We start from the raw sequence: 25,163 nt of genomic DNA, 5'->3' as shown, positions 1-25,163 counted from the left end.
CCGCGCTCATACCTCGGCCCCCGTCCCGGCCGGGGCGGTACCGCCGGGGGCGGTGGTGTCGCCGGGCGGCGGTCCGGCGGAGCCGGCGGAGCCCACGGCCTCGACGGACCCGACCGAAGCGTCCGATCCAGCGGCGGCGACACCCTCCTCTGAGGGCGGCACCTCCCCCTTGGAGACGGCCACCTGCCGTACGGTGCCGGGCGCCGCCTCGGTGACCGCGCCCCGGTAGTAGTCGCCCTCGTCCATGCCGGGGAAGATCGAGTGCGGCGAGTCGACCATGCCCTCGGTCAGCCCGGACAGAAGCTGCTCCTTGGTGAAGATCAGCGACTCACGGGTGCGGTCGGCGAGTTCGTACTCGTTGGTCATCGTCAGCGCCCGGGTCGGGCACGCCTCGATGCACAGGCCGCACAGGATGCAGCGGGCGTAGTTGATCTGGTAGACGCGGCCGTAGCGCTCCCCCGGGGAGTAGCGCTCCTCCTCGGTGTTGTCCGCGCCCTCCACGTAGATCGCGTCGGCCGGGCAGGCCCAGGCGCACAGTTCGCAGCCGACGCACTTCTCCAGGCCGTCCGGGTGCCGGTTGAGCTGGTGGCGGCCGTGGAAGCGCGGCGCGGTGGGCTTCTTGTACTCCGGGTACTGCTCGGTCAGCCGCTTCTTGAACATGGCCTTGAAGGTCACGCCGAAGCCTGCGACCGGGCCAAGGAACTCAGGCATCGCTGTCCTCCGTGTTCTCGGTCTCGGCGGCGTCGGTGCCGGCTGCCCCGGACCCGCCGTTCGCGCCCACCAGTTGGGGCTGCGCCCGGCTGGGGCGCCGCGGCACCCGCTCCGCCTGCTGTCCCGGCAGCGGCGGTACGGGGTAGCCGCCCGCCATCGGGTCGAACCTCTCCGGCGGCGCGAGCGCGCCGCCGGTGGTCTTCTGCTTGTCCTCGTGGTCCCGGAGCAGGTCGACCAGCAGCGAGATCAGCAGCAGTGCCAGGACCGCGCCGCCGACATAGAGGACGATCTTGGTGAAATCGTAGTTCTCGTTGCGCATCGCCCGGACCGCGGCCACCAGCATCAGCCAGACCATCGAGACCGGGATGAGCACCTTCCAGCCGAGCTTCATCAACTGGTCGTAGCGGACCCGGGGCAGGGTGCCGCGCAGCCAGATGAAGCCGAAGAGCAGCAACTGCACCTTGATGACGAACCAGAGCAGCGGCCACCAGCCGTGGTTGGCGCCCTCCCAGACGGTGGAGATCGGCCAGGGGGCCCGCCAGCCACCGAGGAAGAGGGTGGTGGCGACCGCCGAGACCGTCACCATGTTCACGTACTCGGCGAGCATGAAGAGGGCGAACTTGATCGAGCTGTACTCGGTGTTGAAGCCGCCGACCAGGTCGCCCTCGGACTCGGGCATGTCGAACGGGGCCCGGTTGGTCTCACCGATCATGGTGAAGATGTAGATCAGGAACGACACCGGCAGCAGGATCACGTACCAGCGGTCCTTCTGCCCGTCGACGATCGCCGAGGTGGACATCGACCCCGAGTAGAGGAAGACCGCCGCGAAGGACAGGCCCATCGCGATCTCGTACGAGATCATCTGCGCGGACGCCCGCAGGCCGCCGAGCAGCGGATAGGTGGAGCCGGACGACCAGCCGGCGAGCACGATGCCGTAGATGCCGACCGACGCGGTGGCCAGGATGAAGAGGATGCCGATCGGCAGGTCGGTGAGCTGCATCGCGGTGCGCTGGCCGAAGATGGAGACCTCGTTGTCGGCCGGGCCGAAGGGGATCACCGCGAAGGACATGAAGGCGGGGATCGCCGCGACGATCGGCGCGAGGATGAACACCACCTTGTCCGCGCGCTTGACGACGAGGTCTTCCTTCAGCATCAGCTTGATGCCGTCGGCGAGCGACTGGAGCATGCCCCAGGGGCCGTGCCGGTTGGGGCCGATCCGCAACTGCATCCAGGCGACGACCTTGCGCTCCCACACGATGGAGAAGAGCACGGTGAGCATCGCGAAGGCGAAGCAGAAGACGGCCTTGATGACGACGAGCCACCACACGTCGTTGCCGAAGAACGACAGGTTCTCGGTGGCGGCCGCGAGTTGAGCGGTCATGACCGCACCTTCCCAACCTGGGCCGGCGCGGTTTCGGCCGGCGCGATGTCTTCCGGCGTGCTCGCCGCCGGCGCGGCGCCGACGCCGACGACCTGCCCCGGGCGGCTGCCGGTGTCCGAAGTGACCCCGCCGCCGGTGGAGTTGAGCGGCACCCAGACCACCCGGTCCGGCATCGGCGTGACCAGCAGCGGCAGCGTGGTGGCGCCGGCCGGCCCGGTGACGCTCACCAGGTCGCCGTCGGCGAGGCCCGCCTCGGCGGCGGTCGCGGCCGACAGCCGGGCGACGGCCGGGTGCCGGGTGGCGGTCAGCGCGTCGTCGCCCTCCTGGAGCCGGCCCTGGTCGAGCAGCAGCCGGTGTCCGGCGAGCACCGCCTGACCGGAGTCGGGGCGGGACAGCGGCACCGGAGTCTCCTGCGGGCCGGTGGCGTACGGGCCGGACCAGCCGGAGAGCAGGTCGAGTTCGGCGCGCGCCTGCCGTACGTCGGACAGGCCGAGCGACACATCGAGGGCGTCGGCGAGCATGGTCAGCACCCGGGCGTCGGGCAACTGGTGCCGGTTGGTGGCCTGGTCGGGCTTGATCGCGGCCTCGAAGGAGCGCAGCCGGCCTTCCCAGTTGAGGAAGGTGCCGGCCTTCTCGGCGACCGCGGCGACCGGCAGCACCACGTCGGCGCGCTCGGTCACCTCGCTCGGCCGCTGCTCCAGGCTGACCAGGAAGCCCACCGCGTCCAGGGCCTCGCGGGCCCCGGCCGGGTCCGGCAGGTCGGCGACCTCGACCCCGCCGACGACCAGCGCGGCGAGTTCACCGGCCGCAGCGGCCTCGATGATCTGGCCGGTGTCCCGGCCGAACCTGCCGGGCAGTTCGGCCAGTCGCCAGACCCGGGCCACCTCGTCGCGGGCCCGCGGGTCGGTGACCGGCCGGCCGCCGGGCAGCAGCCCGGGCAGCGCGCCGGCCTCGACCGCGCCGCGCTCGCCGGCCCGGCGCGGGATCCACGCCAGCGCCGCGTTGGTGGCGGTGGCCAGCCGGATCGCGGCGGTCAGCCCGCCGGGCACGGCGGCCAGCCGCTCGCCGACCAGGATGACCGATCCTTCGGCGCGCAGCGCCTCGGCGGCCAGCCGGCCGGCCTCGTCCAGGCCCACCCCGCCGGCCAGCGCGTCCAGCCACTCCGGTTCGGTGCCGGGGGCGGCTGGCAGCAGGATGCCGCCGGCCTTCTCCAGGCCGCGGCTGGTGTGGGTGGCGAGCGCGTACGTCTGCTGCTTGAACTTGCGGTGGCCCTTGCGCAGCCGCAGGAAGACCCCGGGGGCCTCCTCCTCGGCCTCAAGTCCCGCCAGCAGTACGGTCGGTGCCTTCTCCAGCAAGCGGTTGGTGACCGCTCCCCGGAGGCCCGCGGCACGGGAGGTGCCCCCACCGTCGAGGTCGAGGCCGCGGCCGGCCACCGCGGCGGCCAGGAAGTCGGCCTCCTCGGCGGAGTGGGCGCGCGCCCGGAAGTCGACGTCGTTGGTGCCGAGCACCACCCGGGCGAACTTGGCGTAGGCGTAGGCGTCCTCGATGGTCAGCCGGCCGCCGGTCAGCACCGCAGCCCGGCCGCGCGCGGCGGCGAGTCCGGCCGCGGCGGCGGCCAGCGCCTCGGGCCAGCTCGCGGCGACCAGGTCACCCTCGGCGTCGCGCACCAGCGGGTGGCTGAGGCGCTCGGGCCGCTGGGCGTAGCGGAAGCCGAAGCGGCCCTTGTCGCAGAGCCACTCCTCGTTGACCTCCGGGTCGTTGCCCGCCAGCCGCCGCATCACCTTGCCGCGGCGGTGGTCGGTGCGGGTGGCGCAGCCGCCGGCGCAGTGCTCGCACACCGACGGGCTCGACACCAGGTCGAACGGCCGGGAGCGGAAGCGGTACGCGGCCGAGGTGAGCGCGCCCACCGGGCAGATCTGGATGGTGTTGCCGGAGAAGTACGACTGGAACGGGTCGCCCTCGCCGATGCCCACCTGCTGGAGCGCGCCACGCTCCAGCAGCTCGATCATCGGGTCGCCGGCCACCTGGTTGCTGAAGCGGGTACAGCGCGCGCACAGCACACACCGCTCGCGGTCGAGCAGCACCTGCGCCGAGATCGGCACCGGCTTCTCGAACGTCCGCTTGCCGCCCTCGAACCGGGTGTCGCCCGCGCCGACCTGCATGGCCTGGTTCTGGAGCGGGCACTCACCGCCCTTGTCGCAGACCGGGCAGTCCAGCGGGTGGTTGATCAGCAGCAGTTCCATCACACCGCGCTGTGCCTTCTTGGCCACCGGCGAGGAGAGCTGGGTGCTGATCACCATGCCGTCGGTGCAGGTGATGGTGCAGGAGGCGACGGGCTTGCGCTGCCCCTCGATCTCCACGATGCACTGCCGGCAGGCGCCCACCGGGTCGAGCAGCGGGTGGTCGCAGAAGCGCGGCACCTCGATGCCGAGCATCTCGGCGGCCCGGATCACGAGGGTGCCCTTGGGGACGGAGATCGGGATGCCGTCGATGGTGACGGCGACCAGATCCTCCGGCGGCACCGCCGCCCCTCCCCCGGAGGGTGCGCTGGTGGTGATGGTCACGCGTGGTCCTCCGTACGGGACTTGTCGGCCCAGGCGGTGGAGCGGGCCGGGTCGAAGGGGCAGCCCTTGCGTTCGATGTGCTCCTCGTACTCCGCGCGGAAGTACTTCAGGGAGGAGAAGATCGGGGCGGCGGCTCCGTCGCCCAGTGCGCAGAAGGACTTGCCGTTGATGTTGTCGGCGATGTCGTTGAGCTTGTCGAGGTCCTCGGGCCGGCCCTTGCCGGCTTCGATGTCCCGCAGCAACTGGACCAGCCAGTAGGTGCCTTCGCGGCACGGTGTGCACTTGCCGCACGACTCATGGGCGTAGAACTCGGTCCAGCGGGTGACGGCCCGCACCACGCAGGTCGTCTCGTCGAAGCACTGGAGCGCCTTGGTGCCGAGCATGGAGCCGGCCGCGCCGACGCCCTCGTAGTCGAGCGCCACATCGAGATGGTCGGCGGTGAACATCGGGGTGGAGGAGCCGCCGGGCGTCCAGAACTTCAGGGTGTGTCCCGGGCGCATCCCGCCGCCCATGTCGAGGAGTTGGCGCAGCGTGATGCCGAGCGGGGCCTCGTACTGGCCGGGGCGGGCGACATGGCCGGAGAGCGAGTAGAGCGTGAAGCCGGGGGACTTCTCGCTGCCCATCGACTTGAACCACTCCTTGCCCCGCTGGAGGATCGCGGGAACAGAGGCGATCGACTCCACGTTGTTCACCACCGTGGGGCACGCGTAGAGCCCCTCGACGGCGGGGAAGGGCGGCCGGAGCCTGGGCTGGCCGCGCCGGCCCTCCAGGGAGTCCAGCAGCGCGGTCTCCTCACCGCAGATGTACGCGCCGGCCCCGGCGTGCACGGTGAGTTCGAGGTCGAAGCCGCTGCCCTTGATGTCCTTGCCGAGGTAACCGGCGTCATAGGCCTCGCGGACGGCTTCGTGCAGCCGGCGCAGGACGGGCACCACCTCACCGCGGAGGTAGATGAAGGCGTGGCTGGAGCGGATCGCGTAACAGGCGATCACCATGCCCTCGATCAGCGCGTGCGGGTTGGCGAAGAGCAGCGGGATGTCCTTGCAGGTCCCGGGCTCGGACTCGTCGGCGTTGACCACGAGGTAGTGCGGCTTGCCGTCGCCCTGCGGAATGAACTGCCACTTCATCCCGGTGGGGAAGCCGGCGCCGCCGCGACCGCGCAGCCCGGAGTCCTTCACATAGGCGATCAGGTCGTCGGGGGCCATCGCGAGCGCCTTGGCCAGGCCCTCGTATCCGTCGTGCCTGCGATAGGTGTCGAGCGTCCATGACTGCGGGTCGTCCCAGAACGCCGACAGTACGGGCGCGAGCAGTTTTTCGGCTGGTTCCGCGCTCATCACTCGCCCTCCTCCGGGTCGACCTTGGTGCCGGTGCCGGTGCCTGTGCCTGTGCCGGTGGTGCCCGCGGCGCCGCCCGAAGTGCCCGCGGTGCCGCCGGCGTTGTCCGCGACCGGGTCGGCCGGGTGGGCCGGGTCGGACTCGGCGGTCTTCAGCGGCGCGTCGTGCGAGCTGGGGTGCGCGGCGGGGGACGGCGCGGACGGGGTGTCGTACGTCCCGGCGTCCTGGTGTCCGGCGTCCCCGGCGTCCTCGCGCGGCGACTCGGCGCGCTGGCCGACCACCCGCGCCCCGGACGCCTCGCCGCGGTGCAGCTTCAGCCCGGCCAGCGAGGCGGGACCAGCCCCGCCGCTCGCCTCGACGGCGCCTTCGCGCGGGTCGGGGAAGCCGGCCAGGATGCGCGCGGTCTCCTTGTACGAGCACAGGGGGGCGCCGCGGGTCGGCCGGACCTCGCGTCCCGCGATCAGGTCGTCCACCAACTGCCGGGCGGAGTTCGGGGTCTGGTTGTCGAAGAACTCCCAGTTGACCATCACCACGGGGGCGAAGTCGCAGGCCGCGTTGCACTCGATGTGTTCGAGGGTGACCTTGCCGTCCTCGGTGGTCTCGTCGTTGCCGACGCCGAGGTGCTGCTTCAGCTCGTCGAAGATCGCGTCGCCGCCCATGACCGCGCACAGCGTGTTGGTGCAGACGCCGACCTGGTAGTCACCCGAGGGCTTGCGCCGGTACATGGTGTAGAAGGTCGAGACCGCGGTGACCTCGGCGGTGGTGAGATCGAGCAGTTCGGCGCAGAACCTGATGCCGGTACGGGAGACGAAGCCCTCCTCGGACTGCACCAGGTGCAGCAGCGGCAACAGGGCGCTGCGCGAACCGGGGTAACGGGCGATCACCTCCTTGGCGTCGGTCTCCAGCCGGGCCCGGACGTCGGCCGGGAAGTCCGGGGCGGGCAGCTCCGGGAGGCCCAGCGGGACGCCCCGGGACACCACGCCCTGGGGCACGCTCGGGAAAGCGCTTTGGGTCGCCTGCTGCGTCGCCCCCTGGGACACGCCTTGGCTGACGCCCTGAGAGGCACCCTGAGAGACAGCGGTCATCGGTCGACACCTCCCATCACGGGGTCGATGGACGCGACCGCGACGATGACGTCGGCGACCTGGCCGCCTTCGCACATCGCGGCCATGGTCTGAAGGTTGGTGAAGGAGGGGTCGCGGAAGTGGACCCGGTAGGGGCGGGTGCCGCCGTCGCTGACCACATGCACCCCCAGCTCGCCCTTGGCGGACTCCACCGCGGTGTACGCCTGGCCGGCCGGCACCCGGAAGCCCTCGGTGACGAGCTTGAAGTGGTGGATCAGGGCCTCCATCGAGGTGCCCATGATCTTCTTGATGTGGTCGAGGGAGTTGCCGAGGCCGTCCGGGCCGAGCGCGAGCTGCGCGGGCCAGGCGATCTTCTTGTCCTCGACCATCACGGGACCCGGCGCCAGCCGGTCCAGGCACTGCTCGACGATCCGCAGGCTCTCGTGCATCTCTGCCAGCCGGACCAGGAAGCGGCCGTAGGAGTCGCAGGTGTCGGCGGTCGGCACCTCGAACTCGTAGTTCTCGTAGCCGCAGTAGGGGTCGGCCTTGCGCAGGTCGTAGGGCAGTCCGGCGGCGCGCAGGATCGGTCCGGTGGCGCCGAGCGACATACAGCCGGTCAGGTCGAGGTAACCGACGTCCTCCATCCGGGCCTTGAAGATGGGGTTGCCGGTGGCGAGCTTGTCGTACTCCGGCAGGTTCTTGCGGAACTTCTTCACGAACTCCCGCACCTGGTCCACCGCGCCCGGCGGCAGATCCTGGGCGAGGCCGCCGACCCGGACGAAGGCGTGGTTCATCCGCAGTCCGGTGATCAGCTCGAAGATGTCGAGGATCATCTCGCGGTCGCGGAAGCCGTAGATCATGATCGTGGTGGCGCCCAGCTCCATCCCGCCGGTGGCGATGCACACCAGGTGGGAGGAGATCCGGTTGAGCTCCATCAGCAGCACCCGGATGACGGTGGCCCGGTCGGGTACCTGGTCGGTGATGCCGAGCAGCTTCTCCACCGCCAGGCAGTACGCGGTCTCGTTGAAGAGCGGCGTCAGGTAGTCCATCCGGGTGACGAAGGTGGAGCCCTGGACCCAGGTCCTGAACTCCATGTTCTTCTCGATGCCGGTGTGCAGATAGCCGATGCCGGAGCGGGCCTCGGTGACCGTCTCGCCGTCGATCTCCAGGATCAGCCGGAGCACGCCGTGGGTGGACGGGTGCTGCGGACCCATGTTGACGATGATCCGCTCGTCGTCGGCCTTGGCGACCGACTCGGCCAGCTCGTCCCAGTCGCCGCCGGTGACGGTGAAGACGCGGCCCTCGGTGGTCTCCCGCTCCTCGGCCTGGGCGGGCGCGTGCGGGGTGCTCTGTGTGCTGGTCATTAGCTGTACGACCTCCGCTGGTCGGGAGCCGGGATCTGCGCGCCCTTGTACTCGACGGGGATGCCGCCGAGCGGGTAGTCCTTGCGCTGGGGGTGGCCCGGCCAGTCGTCGGGCATCATGATCCGGGTCAGCGCGGGGTGGCCGTCGAAGACGATCCCGAAGAAGTCGTACGTCTCGCGCTCGTGCCAGTCGTTGGTCGGATAGACGGAGACCAGCGAGGGGAGGTGCGGGTCGCTGTCGGCGACGCCGACCTCGATCCGGATCAGCCGGGTGTGGGTGATCGACCGCAGGTGGTAGACGGCGTGCAGCTCGCGGCCGTGGTCGGCGGGGTAGTGCACACCGCTGACGCCGGTACACAGTTCGAAGCGCAGCGCCGGGTCGTCCCGGAGCGTCCTGGCCGTGGCGAGCAGGTGTTCGCGGGCGATGTGGAAGGTGAGTTCGCCGCGGTCGACCACGGTCTTCTCGATCACCTCGGCCGGCACCAGGCCCTGCTCCTCCAGCGCGCCCTCGAGTTCGTCGGCGATCTCGTCGAAGACGCCGCCGTACGGCCGGTGGCTCGCGCCGGGCAGCCGGACGGTGCGGACCAGGCCGCCGTATCCGGAGGTGTCGCCGCCGTTGTTGGCACCGAACATGCCGCGGCGGACGCCGATGACCTCGCCGGCGTCGTCGCGCTGGGACGGGAGGGTCTCGGGGGTTGCGGTTTCTTCGGCGTTCCCGGGGGTGCCGGGAGCGTTGGCGGTGTTGGAGGCCTTAGGGGTGCCGGGGGTGGCCGGCGTGGCAGGAGTGGTCACCGCAGCAGCCCCTTCATCTCAATGGTGGGGAGCGCCTTGAGCGCCGCCTGTTCCGCCTCGCGGGCGGCCTCCACGCGGTTCACGCCGAGCTTGCCGTGCTGGATCTTCTCGTGCAGCTTGAGAATCGCGTCCAGCAGCATCTCGGGCCGCGGCGGGCAGCCGGGCAGATAGATGTCGACCGGCACGATGTGGTCGACGCCCTGCACGATCGCGTAGTTGTTGAACATCCCGCCGCTGGAGGCGCACACCCCCATCGAGATGACCCACTTGGGATTCGGCATCTGGTCGTAGACCTGCCGCAGCACCGGGGCCATCTTCTGGCTCACCCGGCCCGCCACGATCATCAGGTCGGCCTGGCGCGGCGAGCCGCGGAAGACCTCCATGCCGAACCGGGCCATGTCGTACCGCCCGGCGCCGGTGGTCATCATCTCGATGGCGCAGCAGGCGAGTCCGAAGGTGGCCGGGAAGACCGACGCCTTGCGCACCCACCCCGCCGCGGTCTCCACCGTCGTGAGCAGAAATCCGCTCGGCAGTTTCTCTTCGATACCCATGCGTTGGCTCCCTGGTCCCCTTCTGTCCCTCTGTTACCGGTGACCCCGGTCCACCCGGCGCCCCCGGCAGTCCCGGAAGTGCCGGTGGTCCGGCAGGTCCTGGCCCTCTAGTCCCATTCCAGGCCGCCGCGGCGCCAGACGTAGGCGTAGGCGACGAAGACGGTGAGGACGAAGAGGAGCATCTCCACGAGACCGAACATCCCGAGGCGGTCGAAGGTGACGGCCCACGGGTAGAGGAAGACGATCTCGATGTCGAAGACGATGAAGAGCATCGCCGTCAGGTAGTACTTGATCGGGAAGCGCCCGCCGCCGGCCGGCTGCGGAGTGGGTTCGATACCGCACTCGTAGGCTTCCAACTTGGCCCGGTTGTACCGTTTCGGCCCGGTGATCGAGGCCATGAAAACGGAGAAGATCGCGAAGCCGGCCGCGAGACCTCCCAGCACGAGGATGGGCGCGTAAGCGTTCACCGTCCCCCGCTCCTTCCGTTCAGTCGGCTGTGACTGATGTCGAGGCCCCCCGCCGCAGGTGGGGGAGAACCGTGACCCGGACGTGTTCCCCGCCACAAAAAGCCGAAGATCGCGCCTATGTGAGGCAGTTCACAAGCCCAAGTCGCCTGCATCCTATGCCTCCCGGTCTGTGATCTGCGACACGGGGTACAGCACCGTCTTTGTGATCTCCACCACCCGGCGAACGATCATGAAGTCGGATGAGCGGTGATCAGGTGGCCCATGCATCACAAACGATCACTTCACGTCACAATGAGGGGTGTTTCCGCTGGTCACAGCGCCGGACGCACTATCAAGCAGGTCAACGCAAAGGCAAATTGGCCTTGGACCAATCGTCGTGATATCGCGAGCCGACCCGCTGCGGCGAGCCCCAAAACCCCGCCGCGGCACGCGTGAACGCGTGCACGAGCGCATAGGTGACCAGGGGCCGGAAAACCTCCCAAAGCATCCCTGGAGCAAGATCGTAAAACGGGCATTTAATACGTGAGCACGTCAAGTGTGGCGCATCCCACCTTTGTTGAACGGAACCATTCGTTCCTGATAGCCAGGGACGCATGTCCCCGAACCAGCTACGGACGCATACGTCCGACTCCCAGAGCCATACCCGCCGCCGGCGGCACGCGGCGCCGGGTCACCCCAGGTGGGTGCGCACGGCCGGACTCGTCGGCGGCGTTGTCAGCGCGCTCGCTCTCGGCGGCGCGGCCGCTCCCGCTTTGGCCGACAACACGCACAACTCCCGCGCCACCGGCAGCACGTCGGTCGCCACCGCACGGCCGCCCATCGCGGACAGCGCCCGGCAGGCCGCCGACGCCCTCGGCCGGACCGCCGTCGACGCGTCCTTCGTCGCGAACCAGGAGTGGGCCGAGGGCGTCGCCGCCCAGGACGCCCTGACCGTCAAGAAGGCCGCCGACGCCAAGGCGGCGACGGTCGCCAGGGCCAAGGCCGCGAAGGCCGCCAAGGAGCGGGCCGCCGCGAAGGAGCGCGCCGCCGCCAAGGCCGCCGCCGTCGCCGCGAAGGCCGCCCGGCAGACCCAACTCGTCGCCGTTCCGGTGGCCTCGGCCTCGCCCGCGCACACCGCGACGCTCACGTCGAACGCCGTGTCGAGCCCCGCGCCCAGCACGTCGAGCCCGGCGCCGGCCTCCGCCGGCAAGGTCGACCAGCTCATCGCCTTCCTGAAGGCGCAGATCGGCAAGCCGTACGTCTACGGTGCGACCGGGCCCGGCTCGTACGACTGCTCGGGCCTGACCCAGGCCGCGTTCGCCTCGATAGGCATCCAACTGCCGCGTACCTCGCAGGAGCAGTCGACCTTCGGTACGCCGGTGTCGCTCAGCGCGCTCCAGGCGGGTGACCTCATCTTCTGGGGCGGCGAGGGCAGCGCGTTCCACGTGGGCGTCTACATCGGCAACGGCCAGTACCTGGACGCGGCGAACCCCTCCACGCCGGTGGGGATCAAGCAGATGGTCGATTACGAGCCGGACTGGGCCGTCAGCGCGTTCTGATCGTTTTGACCGGGGGCTTGTGCCGCCCGCTCCTGCCGACCGCGCGGCAGCCGGAGCGCATCCGGGGCGTGGTCGTGAACCGCTCCCCCGAAGCGCAGGCACGCGCGTGCCGGGCGAAAAACCGTCGCAGCCCCTACCGGGGAACTTGTGGCGGTTTTTCGCCCGTTATGCGGTGATTGTTGGCATACCGTCAGGAGGGGGATGGCGGAGGCTGGGTGCTGGGTGCCGGGTGCCCTTGTGCTCGGCGGTCGGTGCCCTGTGCCTGGTGCTCGGCGGCCGCTGCTCGGTGCCTGGTGTCCGCCGCCCGGCGCCCTGCGCCCCTGGTCAGTCCGCCAGCAGGAGGACGCCCGTCGCCACCACGAGCGCGAGCACGACCACGTCCCCGGCGAGAAGCAGCGCGGGGTCACGTACCCGCACCCGCGAGGTGATCGCGCCGACCATCAGCAGCGCCAGCCCGCACAACGCGGCGACCCCCAGCGCGTGAACCGCGATCCCGAGCAGCACCCCGGCGCCCCCGGCGGTCTCCAGCGCCCCGACCAGCCGCCACGCCCCGGCGCCCATCGCGAAGTGGTCCCGCAACGCCAGGCTCTGCTTCACCCCGACCACCTTCACCCCGCCGGTCACCACGAACAGCACACCGACCGCACTCGCCAGCACGATCTCCGCAACGCCCACGCCCGCACCCCTGTCCTCGTCAGCCCTCGTTTGCCCAGGTCCACCCCGGTCCGCCCTGGTCCGCCCGACCCCGCCGCGCCGATCATGTCCCCTCCCCCGGCCCGCGACCCCGCGATCGGCGAAAGCTGCCGCCTGCCGGCCGCGGCGTCGCGGACGACGCGACGGAATGCGCGGGGGGCAAGGTCCGGGTGGGCGGCTGCGGTGGGTCCTTCGGCGCCTCACGCGAGGCCAACGGTCATGCGTCGGAACCCGGCTGATCCGGCTGATGCGGCTGATCCGGCTCGCCCGGCTAACCCGGCTTCCGCAGCACCTCGGCGATATTGGCCCGGTACGTCCGCAGTGCTCTCAGCCCGGCGGCGTAGCCGTCGCGATGCGCTGCGATGTCGGCGGCCTGAAGCCGCGCCCGTACCGCGTGCCAGATTTCCACCGTCCCGTGACGCCGCTTGCACGTGACGTCCGCGACGGCGGTGGCCCGCTCCGGCCGGGTGTGCCGGGTGTTGCCGTCGCTGCCGCGCTGCCAGGCGGAGTCCGTGTACGCGGCTACGGGGTCGGGATAGCGGGTGAAGCCGTGGTCCGCCATGCAGCGGGACCATGTGCCCCAGGCCGCGCGCAAGCGCGGGTCGCGTTCGACCGCCTTGTTGACTTCGATCGCCCGGCGGCCCGCGTAGAGGTAATCCCGGTTGAGGTCGATGCCGCGCATGAGCCGCCGGCTCGCCTCGTCGTAACAAGCGGGCCACTCCGCGGACTCGGCCCAGGTCATCCGGCGGCCCTTCGGTCGCGAGGCCGGATGCTGTGCCGGGTCCCAGCCGTAGCCCCAGCGGCGGGCGGCGTCGGGATCGAGGACGCCGTAGTCGGTGCTGACCGCGGTGGCGACTACAGGGTCGATGGGATCGCGGGGGTCGAGCGGGAAGTCCGGGTGGCCGCGGCCGGCCATGCACTGCCGGATCAGCAACGCCGACGCCTGCTGGGACCGCTGGTAGTCCCGCGCCGTGTCCGCGTACCGGTCCGCCGGCAGCGGGCCGAGGTCCGCCGCCGTACGCACGGCATCGGTCCGTTCCGGTCCGGACGCGCAGATCGCCGCCACCACCGCCACCCCCAGCGCGACCCCCGGCCGCCACCCCCGCCACCCCATACCCCCGGACCCTAACGGCCCCCCACCCTCCGGGTCGACCACCCGCCCCCGGCCGGACGTCGGCACCGTCCCCGGAGATCCTTGCGCCGCGGCGGATTTGCAGCGCGCCCGTTTCCGGAGGCCCGTCCGGAGCTAGCGTGGGGGTCATGATCGTATGGCTCAACGGCACGCACGGGGCGGGGAAGACGACGACCAGTGCGCTGGTGCAGCGGCTGATTCCGGATTCGCGGGTGTTCGACGCCGAGAAGGTCGGCGAGACGCTGATGGACATCCGGCCGGGGCTGCCCGCGACGGACAACTTCCAGCACTGGCCGCCGTGGCGGCCGCTGGTCGTGGAGACCGCCCGCCGGGTACTCGACTACACCGGCGGCACTCTGGTGGTGCCGATGACGGTCCTGGTCGAGGAGTACTGGCGCGAGATCAGCGCGGGTCTCGCCCAACACGCCATCCCAGTGCGGCACTTCGTCCTCCACGCCGACCAGGAGACCCTGCGCGGGCGCATCGCGGGCGACATGGTTCTCGGCCCCGACTCCCCCTTCCGCCTGCAATACCTCGCGCCCTACGCCGAGGCCGCCCGTACCTGGCTGCACGCGGAGGCGGAGGTCGTCGACACCACGCACCTCACCCCCACCCAGGCCGCCGAACTGATCGCGGCAGCGGTCAAGAGCTGAGGGGCCTGCACTCCCGTACGCGCGGCCCGGCCGCCCGGGTCATGAGCTGGATCCCGCGTCGCCTTCCCGCGCCTTGCGGGCGAGCAGGTGAACCGACTGGAACTGCCGCCGGTCGGCGGGCTGAGGCTCACTCACCATCCGGGCCACTTCGGCCAGCCCCGCTGTGCGCAGCAGGGCGGCTAGGTGGTCGGGCGACCACCGATAGGCCGGCGCGACGGCGTGGTCGAAGACCTGGGTCGGCCCGGACGGATCGTCGCCGGCCCAGAGCCCGAGCAGAAGGTAGCCGCCGGGGGCCAGCACGCGGTTGAACTCCGCGAGGATGACGGGGAGTTCCCCCGGCGGAGTATGGATGATGGACCACCGCGACAGCGCGCCGCCCAGCTCACCGTCGCCGAAGTCCAGCGCGGCCATCGAGCCCACCTCGAACCGCAGCCCCGGATAGGCCTCGCGAGCCAGCTCGACCATCGCCGGAGAGGCATCGACCCCGGATACCGCGAGCCCAAGTCCTTCCAGGTACGCGGTGATATGGCCGGGCCCGCATCCCAGGTCCGCGACCCGACCGCTCCCACTCGTACGCGAGACCTCGGCGAAGGCGCTCAACAGCCCCCGTTCGAGCGGCTCGTCCCGCAACGGATCGACAAACCGGCGCGCGTACTCGGCGGCCACCGCGTCGTAAGCCTCACGGGTGAAACTCAGGGCATCCTGTCCGATCATGCCCGCGACCGTATCCCCTGCCACTGACACCGACCGGGGCCCGCGATCTTCCCTCCGGCCCCTTCGGCCCCAAGCCAGGGCGGCCGGCAAGGGTGCGCTTACCGGACACCGTCAAGCACGACGGCCCGATCGCCCAGGCGCGCCGGTACCGCGCCGACCAACGGCCCTCCCCCGCTCAGCCGACGGGAAATTCGCCCGCCCGGACACCCCCGACGAACGCGCACCAAGCATCGGCGCCAAAGGCAAGCACGGGCCCCTCCGGGTCCTTCGAATCCCGGACGGGCACAACGCCGCCGACCATCCCGTCCGCCACCTCGACGCAGTTGTTCGTGCTGCCGCTGTAGCTGGACTTACGCCAGTTCACCGGAGTGTCCATCACTTCTCCTGCCCTACGACGTGGGTTGACCGTGCCGCCCACCCTCATCACGAATGATGCCCAGGCAGCCCGGACGTTCGCTCGGGGACACGGCCCGGAGTGGCCCGCGTGGACCGAACCGGGAACGGAATCGGGGCGGTGGCGCACCGGCGGGGCGGCCTCGGTGGGAAGGAGATCGCTACGCGCGGGGGGTGATTTTGGTGAGGCCGTTGATGATGCGGTCCATCGCGTCGCCGCCGGTGGGGTCGGTGAGGTTGGCGAGGAGTTTGAGGGAGAAGCGCATCAGCATGGGGTGGGTCAGGCCGCGCTGGGTGGCGAGTTGGAGGACCTTGGGGTTGCCGATGAGTTTTACGAAGGCGCGGCCCAGGGTGTAGTAGCCGCCGTAGGTGTCCTTGAGGATCTGGGGGTAGTTGAGCAGGGCGCGCTCACGCTGCGCGTCGGTGGCCCGGGCGTGGGCCTGGGTGATGACGTCGGCGGCGAGCTGGCCGGATTCCATCGCGTAGGCGATGCCCTCACCGTTGAACGGGTTGACGAGGCCGCCCGCGTCGCCGACGAGGAGCAGGCCGCGGGTGTAGTGCGGCTGGCGGTTGAAGGCCATCGGGAGGGCGGCGCCGCGGATGGGCTGGGTCATGTTCTCCGGAGTGAAGCCCCAGTCCTCCGGCATCGAGGCGACCCACGTCTTGAGCACCTCGCGCCAGTCCAGCTCGCCGAAGGCGGCCGAGGAGTCGAGGATGCCGAGGCCCACGTTGGACGTACCGTCACCGAGGCCGAAGATCCAGCCGTAGCCGGGCAGTTGGCGTGCCTGCGGGCCGCGCTTGTCCCACAGCTCCAGCCAGCTCTCCAGGTAGTCGTCCTCGTGCCGGGGCGAGGTGAAGTACGTACGGACGGCGACACCCATCGGCCGGTCCTCGCGCCGGTGCAGGCCCATCGCCAGCGAGAGCCGGGTGGAGTTGCCGTCGGCGGCGACCACCAGCGGGGCGTAGAAGGCGGCCGGGGTCTTCTCCTCGCCGAGCTTCGCCTGGACCCCGCTGATCCGGCCGGTGCGCTCGTCGATGATCGGGGCGCCCACATTGCACCGCTCGTAGAGCCGCGCGCCGGCCTTCACGGCCTGCTGGGCGAGGAGTTCGTCGAAGTCCTCGCGCCTGCGGACCAGGCCGTAGTTGGGGTACGCGGCCAGCTCCGGCCAGTCCATCTCCAGGCGCAGGCCACCGCTGATGATCCGCAGGCCCTTGTTGCGCAGCCAGCCCGCTTCCTCCGAGATGTCGACGCCCATCGACACGAGCTGCTTGGTGGCGCGCGGGGTGAGGCCGTCACCGCAGACCTTCTCGCGCGGGAAGGCGGTCTTCTCCAGCAGCAGTACGTCGAGCCCGGCCTTGGCCAGGTAGTACGCGGTCGTCGAACCGGCAGGGCCGGCGCCGACGACGATCACATCGGCGCTGCGCTCGGACAGGGCGGTGTCGGTCACGGTGGGGCTCTCCCGTTTCGGCGAGGGGGTGGTGCCAGCTACTGGTCCGGCCGCTGTCTCGGGCACAGCGGTAGGTCCGAGTCTATGAGGCGGAGGTCGCGGACGCGGCGGCGGCTCTCGGGTTCGGGCCCCGCGGGCCCCGCCCGCCGCCGACCCGCCGCCCGCCCGCCGCCTGCCCGCTGCCCGCCCCGCCGCCCGCCCGGCCCCGCTCAGCGGTGCCGGGGCGGCTTGTCCCCGCGGTCCCGCTTGCTCAGCCGGGGCGGCTGAACGACGCCCAGGTCGTGGACGGTCGGCCCGTCGGCCGGCGGAAGCGGCGGCGAGGTCGCGGGCGGCGGTACGTACCCGGACGCCGCCCCGGCGACCGGTGGCGGCCCCTGAGCCGGCAGCGGCCCGCGACCCCCCTCCCCGCGTCGGTCGAACGCCCCCGCCGGCATCCCCCGCCCGCCCAACGCCCGCCACAGATACGGCGCGACGAGCACCCCGCCGAACGACCACAGCAGCCCGTAGAGCAGCGCCCCCGGCACACTGGGGGCCAGCTCGAAGTGTCTGCCCGCGCCGGCCAGATCCAGCAGGCCGGCGTCCCCGTCGACCGCGAGACCGCCGACCGCGGCGAGCACCGCGAAGAGCAGGGTGAACGCCCCGGCCACCAGGAACTGCTCGGTCCGGTCCCGCGACCGCCACACCGCGAGGAACCCGATGAGCAGCGCGCACAGCAGGCCGCCGGCGAGCGCCCCGAACACCGACCAGCCGCCCCACAGGTCACCGAGGTCGGAAAGACCGAAGGCGTTGTGGACACCGCTCCCCGTCAACGTGTTCCCACCGCCCTGGACGGGCCCGCCCCAGGCCAGGCCGAGTCCGGCCACACCCAGGTTGAGGACCATCAGCGCGGCGAACGCCACACCCCAGCCGGTCAGTTGGTCGTAGTGGGCGCCGGCGATCACCAGCACCACCGCCCCCGCGACGCAGATACAGACAACCAGGGCCACCGCCGCCGTACTCACCGCCCGGACGACGGTGGCGGCGCCGGGCCGCACCGCCAGCCACCCCCGGAGGGCCGGCCAGCAGAGCACGATCAACGCGACCGCCAGGCTGAGCAGAAAAGACCAGAGGGCGACCCCGGCCGGCCCGCTGCCGACCCGGTCCGTATCGATGGTGGGCTGCCCGACCAGCGCCAGCGCCAGCGCGCCCGCCGTGGCGGTCAACGCGACCCGGACCGCCGCCTCGGCGCCCCGCTGCCGGCGGCGCATCAGCACCAGCACGACGACGAGCAGGACGATCCAGAGCAGGGTGACGGTCAGCGGCAGCAGGGTGTACGTCTCGGTGGAGGTCCTGGTCGGCGGAAAATCCCCGCCGTCGCCGAAGCCGTCACCGCTCAGCATGTCGTTGCCGTCGAAACCGGTGCCGAAGCCGGTGAAGTCGTAGTTCCGGCTGATCGTCAGCGAACCGCCGAGGCCCTGGACCAGCAGCGCGAGGGCCGCCCGGGTGCGGACTCCGAAGCCGTTGCCCGCCCCGTGCGCGGCGCCCCCCGACCAGGCGCCGATGAGCAGCGCGAGCGCGGCCAGGGCCAGCGGCGGTACGAGGGCCGTCCACTCCCAGGGGCCCCTGACCACCCGCCCGGCGAACCTGGCGGCGGGCGTCCGCATGAAGGGCCGGGGCGGCGGTCCCGACTCGATCGTCCCGGCGGGGGCGTACGGGGGCGGCGGGCCCTCCGGGACGGAACCGGCGGGCTCGGCGGGCCCGGCGAGCACGGCGCCGCCAGGATCACCGAGGCCGCCAGGGAGAACGAGTCCCTTGCCGCAGCGCGGGCAGAACAGGGCCGTGTCGTCGACCACTTGGTTGCCGCACGCGGGACAGTAGGACACGGGCCACCTCCGGGGCGAGGCGGGGGCGACGCCGGCTCCCCCGTCATCGCAGCTTAAAGGCGCGGCCGCGCGCCACGCCCCCGGAATAGCCGCTTCAGGCGGCCGGCTTCGTACCCCGGTGCAGCGCGACGATGCCGCCGGTCAGATTCCGCCAGGCCACCGAGGCCCACCCCGCCCCCTGCAACCGCCGGGCCAGCGCCTGCTGATCGGGCCAGGCGCGGATCGACTCGGCGAGGTAGACGTACGCGTCGGGGTTGCTGCTCACCTTGCTCGCGACCGGCGGCAGCGCGCGCATCAGGTACTCGGTGTAGACGGTGCGGAAGGGGCGCAGGGTGGGGTGGCTGAACTCACAGATCACCAGCCGCCCGCCGGGCTTGGCCACCCGCCGCATCTCGCGCATGGCGGCGTCGGTGTCGTGCACGTTGCGCAGCGCGAAGGAGATGGTGACCGCGTCGAACACCCCGTCGGCGAAGGGCAGTCGGGTCGCGTCGCCGGCGGTCAGCGGCAGCTCGGGGTGGCGTTTCTTGCCCTCGCCCAGCATGCCGAGGGAGAAGTCGCACGGTACGACCTCGGCGCCGGCCGCGGCGAACGGCAGCGAGGAGGTGCCGGTGCCCGCGCCGAGATCCAGCACGCGCTCGCCGGCCCGTACGTCCAGCGCCTGGGCGACGGCCCGTCGCCACAACCGGGTCTGGCCGAGCGAGAGCACGTCATTGGTCAGGTCGTACTTCGCCGCCACGCCGTCGAACATCGCGGCGACTTCCTGCGGTTGCTTCTCCAACGAGGCTCGGGTCACGCTCTTACCCTATTCGCCCCCGGGCACCCCTCCGCCCAGGGTGCCCCTGTCCGCCGGCGGCGGAACCTGACCGCCCGGGGTGCCCCTTGCGGCCGGTTGCCGGATCGTCCGCCGGTACGTGGCTTGTCGCGCAGTTCCCCGCGCCCCTAGGTGGTGCGGGTTCTCCGCGGCGACCAGCCCCAACCAGGGGCGCGGGGAACTGCGCGAGCAACCGGCCACCGGCGGACAGTCCGGCGACGGCCGGAGGGGCCACCCCGAGCGGTCGGGTCACCCCCGGTCCGCGGTCAGAAGCTTGAGCTCGGGGTGGGCGGTACCCCCCTCAATCGCGGTCGACGAAAGGTGGGACACCACGTGATCGTCGACCGGGTCGTTCGCCGGGTCCGTGTGGACAACCAAGTGCTCGTACGTGGTCGCGCGCTGCGCCGGCACCCGGCCCGCCGTCCGGATGAGATGGATCAGCTCCATCCGGTTGGAGCGGTGCTTCGCCCCGGCCGAGGACACCACGTTCTCCTCCAGCATCACCGAACCGAGGTCGTCCGCCCCGTAGTGCAGCGAGAGTTGGCCCACCTCCTTGCCGGTGGTGAGCCAGGACCCCTGGATGTGGGCGACGTTGTCGAGGAAGATCCGCGCGATGGCGATCATCCGCAGGTACTCGAAGAGGGTCGCCTGCGTCTGCCCCTTCAGATGGTTGTTCTCCGGCTGGTAGGTGTACGGGATGAACGCCCGGAACCCGCCGGTCCGGTCCTGCACGTCGCGGATCATCCGCAGATGCTCGATCCGCTCCGCGTTGGTCTCCCCGGTGCCCATCAGCATGGTGGAGGTCGACTCGACCCCGAGCCGGTGCGCGGTCTCCATGATCTCCAGCCAGCGCTCGCCGGACTCCTTGAGCGGGGCGATCGCCTTGCGCGGCCGCTCGGGCAGCAGCTCCGCGCCGGCGCCGGCGAAGGAGTCGAGCCCGGCGGCGTGGATCCGGCGGATCGCCTCCTCCGCGCTGACCCCGGAGATCCGGGCCATGTGCTCGACCTCGGACGCGCCGAGGGAGTGGATCACCAGCTGCGGGAACTCCCGCTTGATCGCGGCGAAGTGCTCTTCGTAGTACTCGACGCCGTAGTCCGGGTGGTGGCCGCCCTGGAACATGATCTGGGTGCCGCCGAGTTCGACCGTCTCGGCGCAGCGGCGCAGGATGTCGTCGAGGCCGCGGCTCCAGCCCTTGCCGGTGTCCTTGGGGGCCGCGTAGAACGCGCAGAACTTGCACGCCGTGACGCACACGTTGGTGTAGTTGATGTTGCGTTCGATGATGTACGTGGCGATGTGCTCGGTGCCCGCGTACCTGCGGCGGCGCACCGCGTCGGCGGCGGCGCCGAGCGCGTGCAGCGGGGCCGACCGGTAGAGGTCCAGCGCCTCCTCCGGGGTGACCCGGCCGCCTGCGGCGGCGCGGTCGAGGACGGTTGCGATGTCACTCGCCGAGGAGGTCGGGGAAGTCACCGGGGCGGTCCTTTCGGAGGGGGTCGGATCGGACCGGGCCAGCCTACGCCAGCCGGTCGGCGCCCCTCGGAAAGGGACCGGATGCCATCCGAAAGGAGGGCGGCGGGGCCTTGACAAAGCGAGGCCGCCCGAGAGAGGCAGGCCGGTCAGCCGCCGAGCCCCCTGGCGAGCCGCTCGTCCGCCTCCCGGAAGACCTCGGCCGCGCCGTCGAGGAACGCGGCCATGCCGTCGAGCCCCTCGAGGGTCGTGGTGGCGCCGCTGGTGAACTCCCGGTAGGCGTCGTCGAACCGCCGGGACGAACGGTCCGTGACGTAACCGCTGTTCACCAGGTCCTGTACGAATCTGGCCAGCGTGTGCAGCTTCTCGGTGATCTCGTGCCGGCCGGTCCGCAGCCTGGCCGCCGCGTCGCTGATGTCCTGATACGTAACGTTGACGTCACCCATGGCGCCAACGTACCCGGGGACGCGGCGGAACCCGGGCGGTGCGCCCGCCGCCCCGGCCGGGGCGAACGCCCGGTTGACGCCGGCTGAGGCCCGGGGCCGGTCCCGGGCCGGTCCGGGAGAGGCCTGGACCAGGGCGCGATCAGGCCGGCGGCAGCAGCTCGACACGGGCCGACGGGGGCATGCCGACCCGGCGGCCGAACTCGGCGATCCCGGTGAGCTGCTCCGGGCCGAGCGAGAAGTCCAGGGTGGTGAAGTAGCGGCGCAGCAGGTCCTGGTCGAAGGACTCCCAGCGGGCCGCCTGCTCGGCGACCTTCTCGACCTCTTCGAGGGACAGGTCGCGGGAGGCGAGGAAGGCCCGGTGCACCTCGTGGACCGCCTCGGGGTGGGCGGCGAGGTAGTCGCGCCGGGCGGCCCAGACGGCGAAGACGAAGGGCAGCCCGGTCCAGTCCTTCCACATCTGGCCGAGGTCGTGGACCTCCAGGCCGAGCCGGGGGGCGTCGTGCAGGGAGGCGCGCAGGGCCGCGTCGCCGATCAGCACGGCGGCCTGGGCCTCCTGCATCATCAGCGCGAGGTCGGGCGGGCAGCGGTAGTAGTCGGGGTGGACGCCGTACTGCTCGGTGAGCAGCAGCTCGGCGAGCCGGACCGAGGTACGGCTGGTGGAGCCGAGGGCCACCCGCTCGCCGTCGAGCTGCTCAAGGGGGAGCTGGCTGACGATCACGCAGGACATGACGGGGCCGTCGCAGCCGACCGCGATGTCCGGCAGGGCGATGAGCTGGTCGGCGTGGTTCAGGTACTCCATGAGGGTGACCGGGCCGATGTCCAGGGATCCCTCGATGAGCTGGGCGCTCAGCTTCTCCGGCGTGTCCTTGCTCAGCTCCAGGTCGAGCAGGGCACCGGTTCTGGCGAGGCCCCAGTAGAGGGGGACGCAGTTCAGGAACTGGATGTGGCCCACCCGGGGACGGACCGCTCCCGGGGTGGCGGCGTTGTCGCCGCTGCCACCGCTGCCACCGCTGCCACCGTTCCCGCCCTTGCCGTGGATCTCACGGTTCGCACGGTTATCCCGGTTATCCCTGTTGCCACCGTTTCCATCGGCGCGCGCAGATGTGTCCATATGCCGGACGCTACTCCTGGGGCCGGTCCGAACCGCGCCGGGGTGCTCGGCGGATCCCGCTCGCGGCCACGACCCGCCGAAGAGGGATCTTGTTGCCCTTCCGCGCGCCAGACCCCACATGCTAGGCTCGTTCGCAAGTTGCAGTTTGGTTTCCTTGCAGTACTAAAGCCTGCGGAGCATGTAACCCGCAGGCTTTTGTAATTTTCAGACTTCGCAGTTGCAGGTTCTGGAGCAGGGCAACCCTTTGGGCCCAAGGAGGGCTTTATGGCTACCGGAACCGTGAAGTGGTTCAACGCTGAAAAGGGCTTCGGCTTCATCGCCCAGGACGGCGGCGGCCCGGATGTCTTCGTCCACTACTCCGCGATCAACGCCTCCGGCTTCCGCTCCCTCGAGGAGAACCAGCCGGTGACCTTCGACGTCACTCAGGGCCCGAAGGGCCCCCAGGCGGAGAACGTCACCCCGAACTAGTAGCTCTCTAGTCCGGTCACAATCGGCGCGGTCGCGCCCAGAACCTGCAGTATCCAAGGGGCCCCGCACAGTATGCGGGGCCCCTGCCTTGTGCGCGGGGCCGCGCCGGAGGCCCTTGGCGCGAGGCCGTATCCCGGGGCCTTGGCGGCCGATCGTGCCCGAGCCGGCCCGCTCAGCGTTCCCTCGCGTACAGCTCCTCGATCTCCCCGGCGAAGTCCCGCAGCACCGCCGCCCGCCGCAGCTTCATCGACGGGGTGAGGTGACCGCCCGCCTCGGTGAAGTCCACCGGCAGCACCCGGAACCGCCGGATGGACTCGGCCCGCGACACGGTCGAGTTCGCGTCGTCCACCGCCTTCTGGAGCTCGGCGACCAGCTCCGGGTCCCGGACCAGCTCGGCCGGCCGTAGTCCCTCCTTGTGCCGCATCCGCCGCCAGTGGGCGACGCCGTCCGCCTCCAGGGTGAGCAGCGCGGTGACGTAGGCCCGGTTGTCGCCGACCACCATGCACTGGCCGACGAGCGGGTGGGCCCGCAGCCGGTCCTCCAGCGGGGCCGGGGCCACATTTTTGCCGCCCGCTGTGATGATGATCTCTTTCTTACGACCGGTGATGGTCAGATAACCGTCCGCGTCCAGCTCCCCGATGTCCCCGGTGGCGAACCACTCCCCGGCGTCCCGCACCGTCCGGGCCGGCTCCTCCCCCCAGTACCCGGCGAAGACCTGCCCGCCGCGCAGCAGCACCTCGCCGTCCGGGGCGATCCGTACCGCGGTCCCGGGCAGCGGCCAGCCGACCGTGCCGAGCCGGGGGCGCAGCGGCGGGGTGACGGTGGCCGCGGCCGTGGTCTCGGTGAGCCCGTAGCCCTCGAAGACCAGCACGCCGGCGCCCGCGTAGAAGGCGGCGAGGCGGCGGCCCAGCGGGGAGCCGCCGCAGAGCGCGTACCGGACGCTGCCGCCGAGGGCGGCGCGGATCCGCCGGTAGACCAGCGGGTCGTAGAGGGCGCGCGCGAGCCGCAGGCCGAGGCCGGGCCCGGGTCCCGCGCCGACCTGGCGGGCCACCATCGCCTCGCCGTACCGCTCGGCGATCCGCGCCGCCCGGTCGAAGGAGGCGGCCCGGCCGAGCTTCTCCGCGGTGGCCCGGGCGGTGTTGTAGACCTTCTCCAGCACATAGGGGATGGCCAGCAGAAAGGTCGGCCGGAAGCCGGCCAGATCGGCGAGCAGCTCCTCGGTGGCGATGCTGGGGGCATGCCCGAGCCGTACCCGCGCCCGCAGACAGCCGACCGCGACCATCCGGCCGAAGACATGGGACATCGGCAGGAAGAGCAGCGTCGAGGCGGGTTCGGTGCTGACCGTCTTGAAGAGCGGGTGCAGCAGCTCGCTCGCGTTGTCGACCTCGGCGAAGAAGTTGCCGTGGGTGAGGACGCAGCCCTTGGGGCGGCCGGTGGTGCCCGAGGTGTAGATCAGGGTGGCGACGGATCCGGGGGTGAGACCCTGCCGGCGGCCGGTGACCTGCTCGTCCGGGACGGCCCGGCCCTCGGCGACCAGGTGGCCGACGGCGTCGGCGTCGAGCTGCCAGAGCCGCCGCAGCGCGGGCAGCTCGGCGCGCCGGCCGCTGATCAGCCGGGTCTGCTCGACGTTCTCCACCACGCAGCCGGCCGCCCCGGAGTCGGCGAGGATCCAGGCGGCCTGGGAGGCGGCGGAGGTCGGATAGATCGGTACGGTGATCAGCCCGGCGGCCCAGCCGGCGAAGTCGAGCAGCGTCCAGGCGTAACTGGTCCTGGCCATGACGGCGAGCCGGTCGCCGGGGGCGAGACCGGCCGCGATCAGACCCTTGGCGACCGCGGTGACCTCCTCTGCGAAGGTGGCGGCGGTCACCGCTTGCCACCGGCCCTGCTCGTCCTTGCGGCTGAGCACGGTCTCGCCGGGCGCCTCAGCCGCGTTGGTGTAGGGGATGTCGGCGAGGCTGCCCCGCTCCGGGGGCGGCACCAGGGGCGGTACGGCCGCCTGCACGGTGCGGGCGCCCTCGCGGAGGGTCTCGGGTACACCACCGGGTGGGGTGGGTGCGGCCTTGGGCGCGGTGGCAGTCCGGCCGCCGGGGGACGGCGGCTTCTGACGTACGGTCATGGCGGCTCCGTTACGGGTGCGGGTGGTCGGCTCTCCGGTGGTGGGGGTGGGCGCAGGGCGGGGGCGGCGCCGGAAGCGGGGGCGCAGGGG

At 71.5% G+C, this 25,163-nt stretch carries 23 protein-coding genes; 3 read left to right on the top strand and 20 right to left on the bottom strand.

Annotation, left to right across the window (positions count from 1 at the left end; genetic code table 11):
* Positions 1–6: 6 nt before the first annotated feature.
* The 9 genes from nuoI to OG519_RS20690 form a co-directional block, all read right to left on the bottom strand.
* The gene (gene nuoI, locus OG519_RS20730) at positions 7–711 is read right to left on the bottom strand and encodes an NADH-quinone oxidoreductase subunit NuoI (protein ID WP_405586034.1); all 705 of its coding nucleotides are present in this window, start codon (positions 709–711) and stop codon (positions 7–9) included.
* The gene (gene nuoH / locus OG519_RS20725) at positions 704–2,092 is read right to left on the bottom strand and encodes an NADH-quinone oxidoreductase subunit NuoH (protein WP_405586031.1); all 1,389 of its coding nucleotides are present in this window, start codon (positions 2,090–2,092) and stop codon (positions 704–706) included. Before nuoH ends, nuoI begins: the two co-directional genes overlap by 8 nt.
* Positions 2,089–4,656, bottom strand: coding sequence for an NADH-quinone oxidoreductase subunit G (locus tag OG519_RS20720; protein ID WP_405586028.1), 2,568 nt, complete (start codon positions 4,654–4,656; stop codon positions 2,089–2,091). The genes nuoH and OG519_RS20720 overlap by 4 nt, the downstream gene beginning before the upstream one ends.
* On the bottom strand, positions 4,653–5,987 hold the full coding sequence (nuoF, locus tag OG519_RS20715) for an NADH-quinone oxidoreductase subunit NuoF (RefSeq protein ID WP_405586025.1): 1,335 nt from the start codon (positions 5,985–5,987) through the stop codon (positions 4,653–4,655). Before nuoF ends, OG519_RS20720 begins: the two co-directional genes overlap by 4 nt.
* Positions 5,987–7,072, bottom strand: a complete 1,086-nt coding sequence (nuoE, locus tag OG519_RS20710) for an NADH-quinone oxidoreductase subunit NuoE (RefSeq protein WP_405586022.1) — start codon at positions 7,070–7,072, stop codon at positions 5,987–5,989. Before nuoE ends, nuoF begins: the two co-directional genes overlap by 1 nt.
* Positions 7,069–8,415: an NADH-quinone oxidoreductase subunit D gene (locus OG519_RS20705; RefSeq protein ID WP_405586019.1), complete on the bottom strand. Its 1,347-nt coding sequence runs from the start codon at positions 8,413–8,415 to the stop codon at positions 7,069–7,071. Before OG519_RS20705 ends, nuoE begins: the two co-directional genes overlap by 4 nt.
* Positions 8,415–9,206: an NADH-quinone oxidoreductase subunit C gene (locus OG519_RS20700; RefSeq protein ID WP_405586016.1), complete on the bottom strand. Its 792-nt coding sequence runs from the start codon at positions 9,204–9,206 to the stop codon at positions 8,415–8,417. Before OG519_RS20700 ends, OG519_RS20705 begins: the two co-directional genes overlap by 1 nt.
* The gene (locus OG519_RS20695; protein ID WP_405586013.1) at positions 9,203–9,757 is read right to left on the bottom strand and encodes a NuoB/complex I 20 kDa subunit family protein; all 555 of its coding nucleotides are present in this window, start codon (positions 9,755–9,757) and stop codon (positions 9,203–9,205) included. Before OG519_RS20695 ends, OG519_RS20700 begins: the two co-directional genes overlap by 4 nt.
* 107 nt (positions 9,758–9,864) lie before the next feature.
* A complete protein-coding gene (locus tag OG519_RS20690; RefSeq protein ID WP_329135279.1) occupies positions 9,865–10,224 on the bottom strand; it encodes an NADH-quinone oxidoreductase subunit A in 360 nt (119 codons plus the stop codon).
* A gap of 683 nt (positions 10,225–10,907) precedes the next feature.
* Between OG519_RS20690 and OG519_RS20685 the strand changes: the two genes are divergently transcribed.
* Positions 10,908–11,762 carry a C40 family peptidase gene (locus tag OG519_RS20685; RefSeq protein WP_405586010.1) on the top strand — a complete coding sequence of 285 codons (855 nt, stop codon included), beginning with the start codon at positions 10,908–10,910 and terminating at the stop codon, positions 11,760–11,762.
* Between the two features lie 324 nt (positions 11,763–12,086).
* Here the strand turns inward: OG519_RS20685 and OG519_RS20680 are convergent, their stop codons facing one another.
* Both OG519_RS20680 and OG519_RS20675 read right to left on the bottom strand, forming a co-directional pair.
* Positions 12,087–12,437, bottom strand: coding sequence for a DoxX family protein (locus tag OG519_RS20680; protein WP_405586007.1), 351 nt, complete (start codon positions 12,435–12,437; stop codon positions 12,087–12,089).
* A 289-nt stretch (positions 12,438–12,726) separates the two neighbouring features.
* Positions 12,727–13,569, bottom strand: coding sequence for a hypothetical protein (locus OG519_RS20675; RefSeq protein WP_405586004.1), 843 nt, complete (start codon positions 13,567–13,569; stop codon positions 12,727–12,729).
* Positions 13,570–13,715: 146 nt separating this feature from the next.
* On the opposite strand from OG519_RS20675, the gene OG519_RS20670 reads away from it, so the two are divergent.
* Positions 13,716–14,240, top strand: coding sequence for an AAA family ATPase (locus OG519_RS20670; protein WP_405586002.1), 525 nt, complete (start codon positions 13,716–13,718; stop codon positions 14,238–14,240).
* A 39-nt stretch (positions 14,241–14,279) separates the two neighbouring features.
* On the opposite strand, the gene OG519_RS20665 is transcribed toward OG519_RS20670, so the two are convergent.
* From OG519_RS20665 to OG519_RS20630, 8 genes are all read right to left on the bottom strand, one after another.
* Complete coding sequence (locus OG519_RS20665; protein ID WP_405585999.1) at positions 14,280–14,954, bottom strand: methyltransferase domain-containing protein; 675 nt, start codon at positions 14,952–14,954, stop codon at positions 14,280–14,282.
* Between the two features lie 175 nt (positions 14,955–15,129).
* On the bottom strand, positions 15,130–15,330 hold the full coding sequence (locus OG519_RS20660; RefSeq protein WP_405585996.1) for a DUF397 domain-containing protein: 201 nt from the start codon (positions 15,328–15,330) through the stop codon (positions 15,130–15,132).
* 178 nt (positions 15,331–15,508) lie between these two features.
* A complete protein-coding gene (locus tag OG519_RS20655; RefSeq protein WP_405585993.1) occupies positions 15,509–16,795 on the bottom strand; it encodes a geranylgeranyl reductase family protein in 1,287 nt (428 codons plus the stop codon).
* Positions 16,796–17,004: 209 nt separating this feature from the next.
* Complete coding sequence (locus OG519_RS20650) at positions 17,005–18,657, bottom strand: zinc ribbon domain-containing protein (RefSeq protein WP_405585990.1); 1,653 nt, start codon at positions 18,655–18,657, stop codon at positions 17,005–17,007.
* Positions 18,658–18,751: 94 nt separating this feature from the next.
* Positions 18,752–19,450, bottom strand: coding sequence for a demethylmenaquinone methyltransferase (locus OG519_RS20645; RefSeq protein WP_405585988.1), 699 nt, complete (start codon positions 19,448–19,450; stop codon positions 18,752–18,754).
* Positions 19,451–19,717: 267 nt separating this feature from the next.
* A complete protein-coding gene (mqnC, locus tag OG519_RS20640; protein WP_405585985.1) occupies positions 19,718–20,935 on the bottom strand; it encodes a cyclic dehypoxanthinyl futalosine synthase in 1,218 nt (405 codons plus the stop codon).
* Between the two features lie 146 nt (positions 20,936–21,081).
* Positions 21,082–21,378 (bottom strand): WXG100 family type VII secretion target, encoded by a 297-nt coding sequence (locus OG519_RS20635; protein WP_405585983.1) that lies wholly within the window; start codon positions 21,376–21,378, stop codon positions 21,082–21,084.
* 139 nt (positions 21,379–21,517) lie between these two features.
* Positions 21,518–22,330 (bottom strand): menaquinone biosynthetic enzyme MqnA/MqnD family protein, encoded by an 813-nt coding sequence (locus OG519_RS20630; RefSeq protein WP_405585980.1) that lies wholly within the window; start codon positions 22,328–22,330, stop codon positions 21,518–21,520.
* Between the two features lie 423 nt (positions 22,331–22,753).
* Between OG519_RS20630 and OG519_RS20625 the strand changes: the two genes are divergently transcribed.
* Positions 22,754–22,957, top strand: a complete 204-nt coding sequence (locus tag OG519_RS20625) for a cold-shock protein (protein WP_033177709.1) — start codon at positions 22,754–22,756, stop codon at positions 22,955–22,957.
* A 172-nt stretch (positions 22,958–23,129) separates the two neighbouring features.
* Here the strand turns inward: OG519_RS20625 and OG519_RS20620 are convergent, their stop codons facing one another.
* Positions 23,130–25,073, bottom strand: a complete 1,944-nt coding sequence (locus OG519_RS20620; RefSeq protein ID WP_405585976.1) for an AMP-dependent synthetase/ligase — start codon at positions 25,071–25,073, stop codon at positions 23,130–23,132.
* Positions 25,074–25,163 lie beyond the last annotated feature (90 nt).

Source organism: Streptomyces sp. NBC_01190 (assembly GCF_045039895.1).
Classification (GTDB): Bacteria; Actinomycetota; Actinomycetes; order Streptomycetales; family Streptomycetaceae; genus Actinacidiphila.
This window is presented reverse-complemented; position numbering and strand designations above follow the sequence as displayed.

What these genes read in the sequence shown, in the direction of transcription:
- nuoI (WP_405586034.1), bottom strand. Translation starts at nt 711, where the DNA reads ATGCCTGAGTTCCTTGGCCCGGTCGCAGGCTTCGGCGTGACCTTCAAG.
- nuoH (WP_405586031.1), bottom strand. Translation starts at nt 2,092, where the DNA reads ATGACCGCTCAACTCGCGGCCGCCACCGAGAACCTGTCGTTCTTCGGC.
- nuoF (WP_405586025.1), bottom strand. Translation starts at nt 5,987, where the DNA reads ATGAGCGCGGAACCAGCCGAAAAACTGCTCGCGCCCGTACTGTCGGCG.
- nuoE (WP_405586022.1), bottom strand. Translation starts at nt 7,072, where the DNA reads ATGACCGCTGTCTCTCAGGGTGCCTCTCAGGGCGTCAGCCAAGGCGTG.
- OG519_RS20705 (WP_405586019.1), bottom strand. Translation starts at nt 8,415, where the DNA reads ATGACCAGCACACAGAGCACCCCGCACGCGCCCGCCCAGGCCGAGGAG.
- OG519_RS20695 (WP_405586013.1), bottom strand. Translation starts at nt 9,757, where the DNA reads ATGGGTATCGAAGAGAAACTGCCGAGCGGATTTCTGCTCACGACGGTG.
- OG519_RS20675 (WP_405586004.1), bottom strand. Translation starts at nt 13,569, where the DNA reads ATGGGGTGGCGGGGGTGGCGGCCGGGGGTCGCGCTGGGGGTGGCGGTG.
- OG519_RS20670 (WP_405586002.1), top strand. Translation starts at nt 13,716, where the DNA reads ATGATCGTATGGCTCAACGGCACGCACGGGGCGGGGAAGACGACGACC.
- OG519_RS20665 (WP_405585999.1), bottom strand. Translation starts at nt 14,954, where the DNA reads ATGATCGGACAGGATGCCCTGAGTTTCACCCGTGAGGCTTACGACGCG.
- OG519_RS20660 (WP_405585996.1), bottom strand. Translation starts at nt 15,330, where the DNA reads ATGGACACTCCGGTGAACTGGCGTAAGTCCAGCTACAGCGGCAGCACG.
- OG519_RS20635 (WP_405585983.1), bottom strand. Translation starts at nt 21,378, where the DNA reads ATGGGTGACGTCAACGTTACGTATCAGGACATCAGCGACGCGGCGGCC.
- OG519_RS20625 (WP_033177709.1), top strand. Translation starts at nt 22,754, where the DNA reads ATGGCTACCGGAACCGTGAAGTGGTTCAACGCTGAAAAGGGCTTCGGC.
- OG519_RS20620 (WP_405585976.1), bottom strand. Translation starts at nt 25,073, where the DNA reads ATGACCGTACGTCAGAAGCCGCCGTCCCCCGGCGGCCGGACTGCCACC.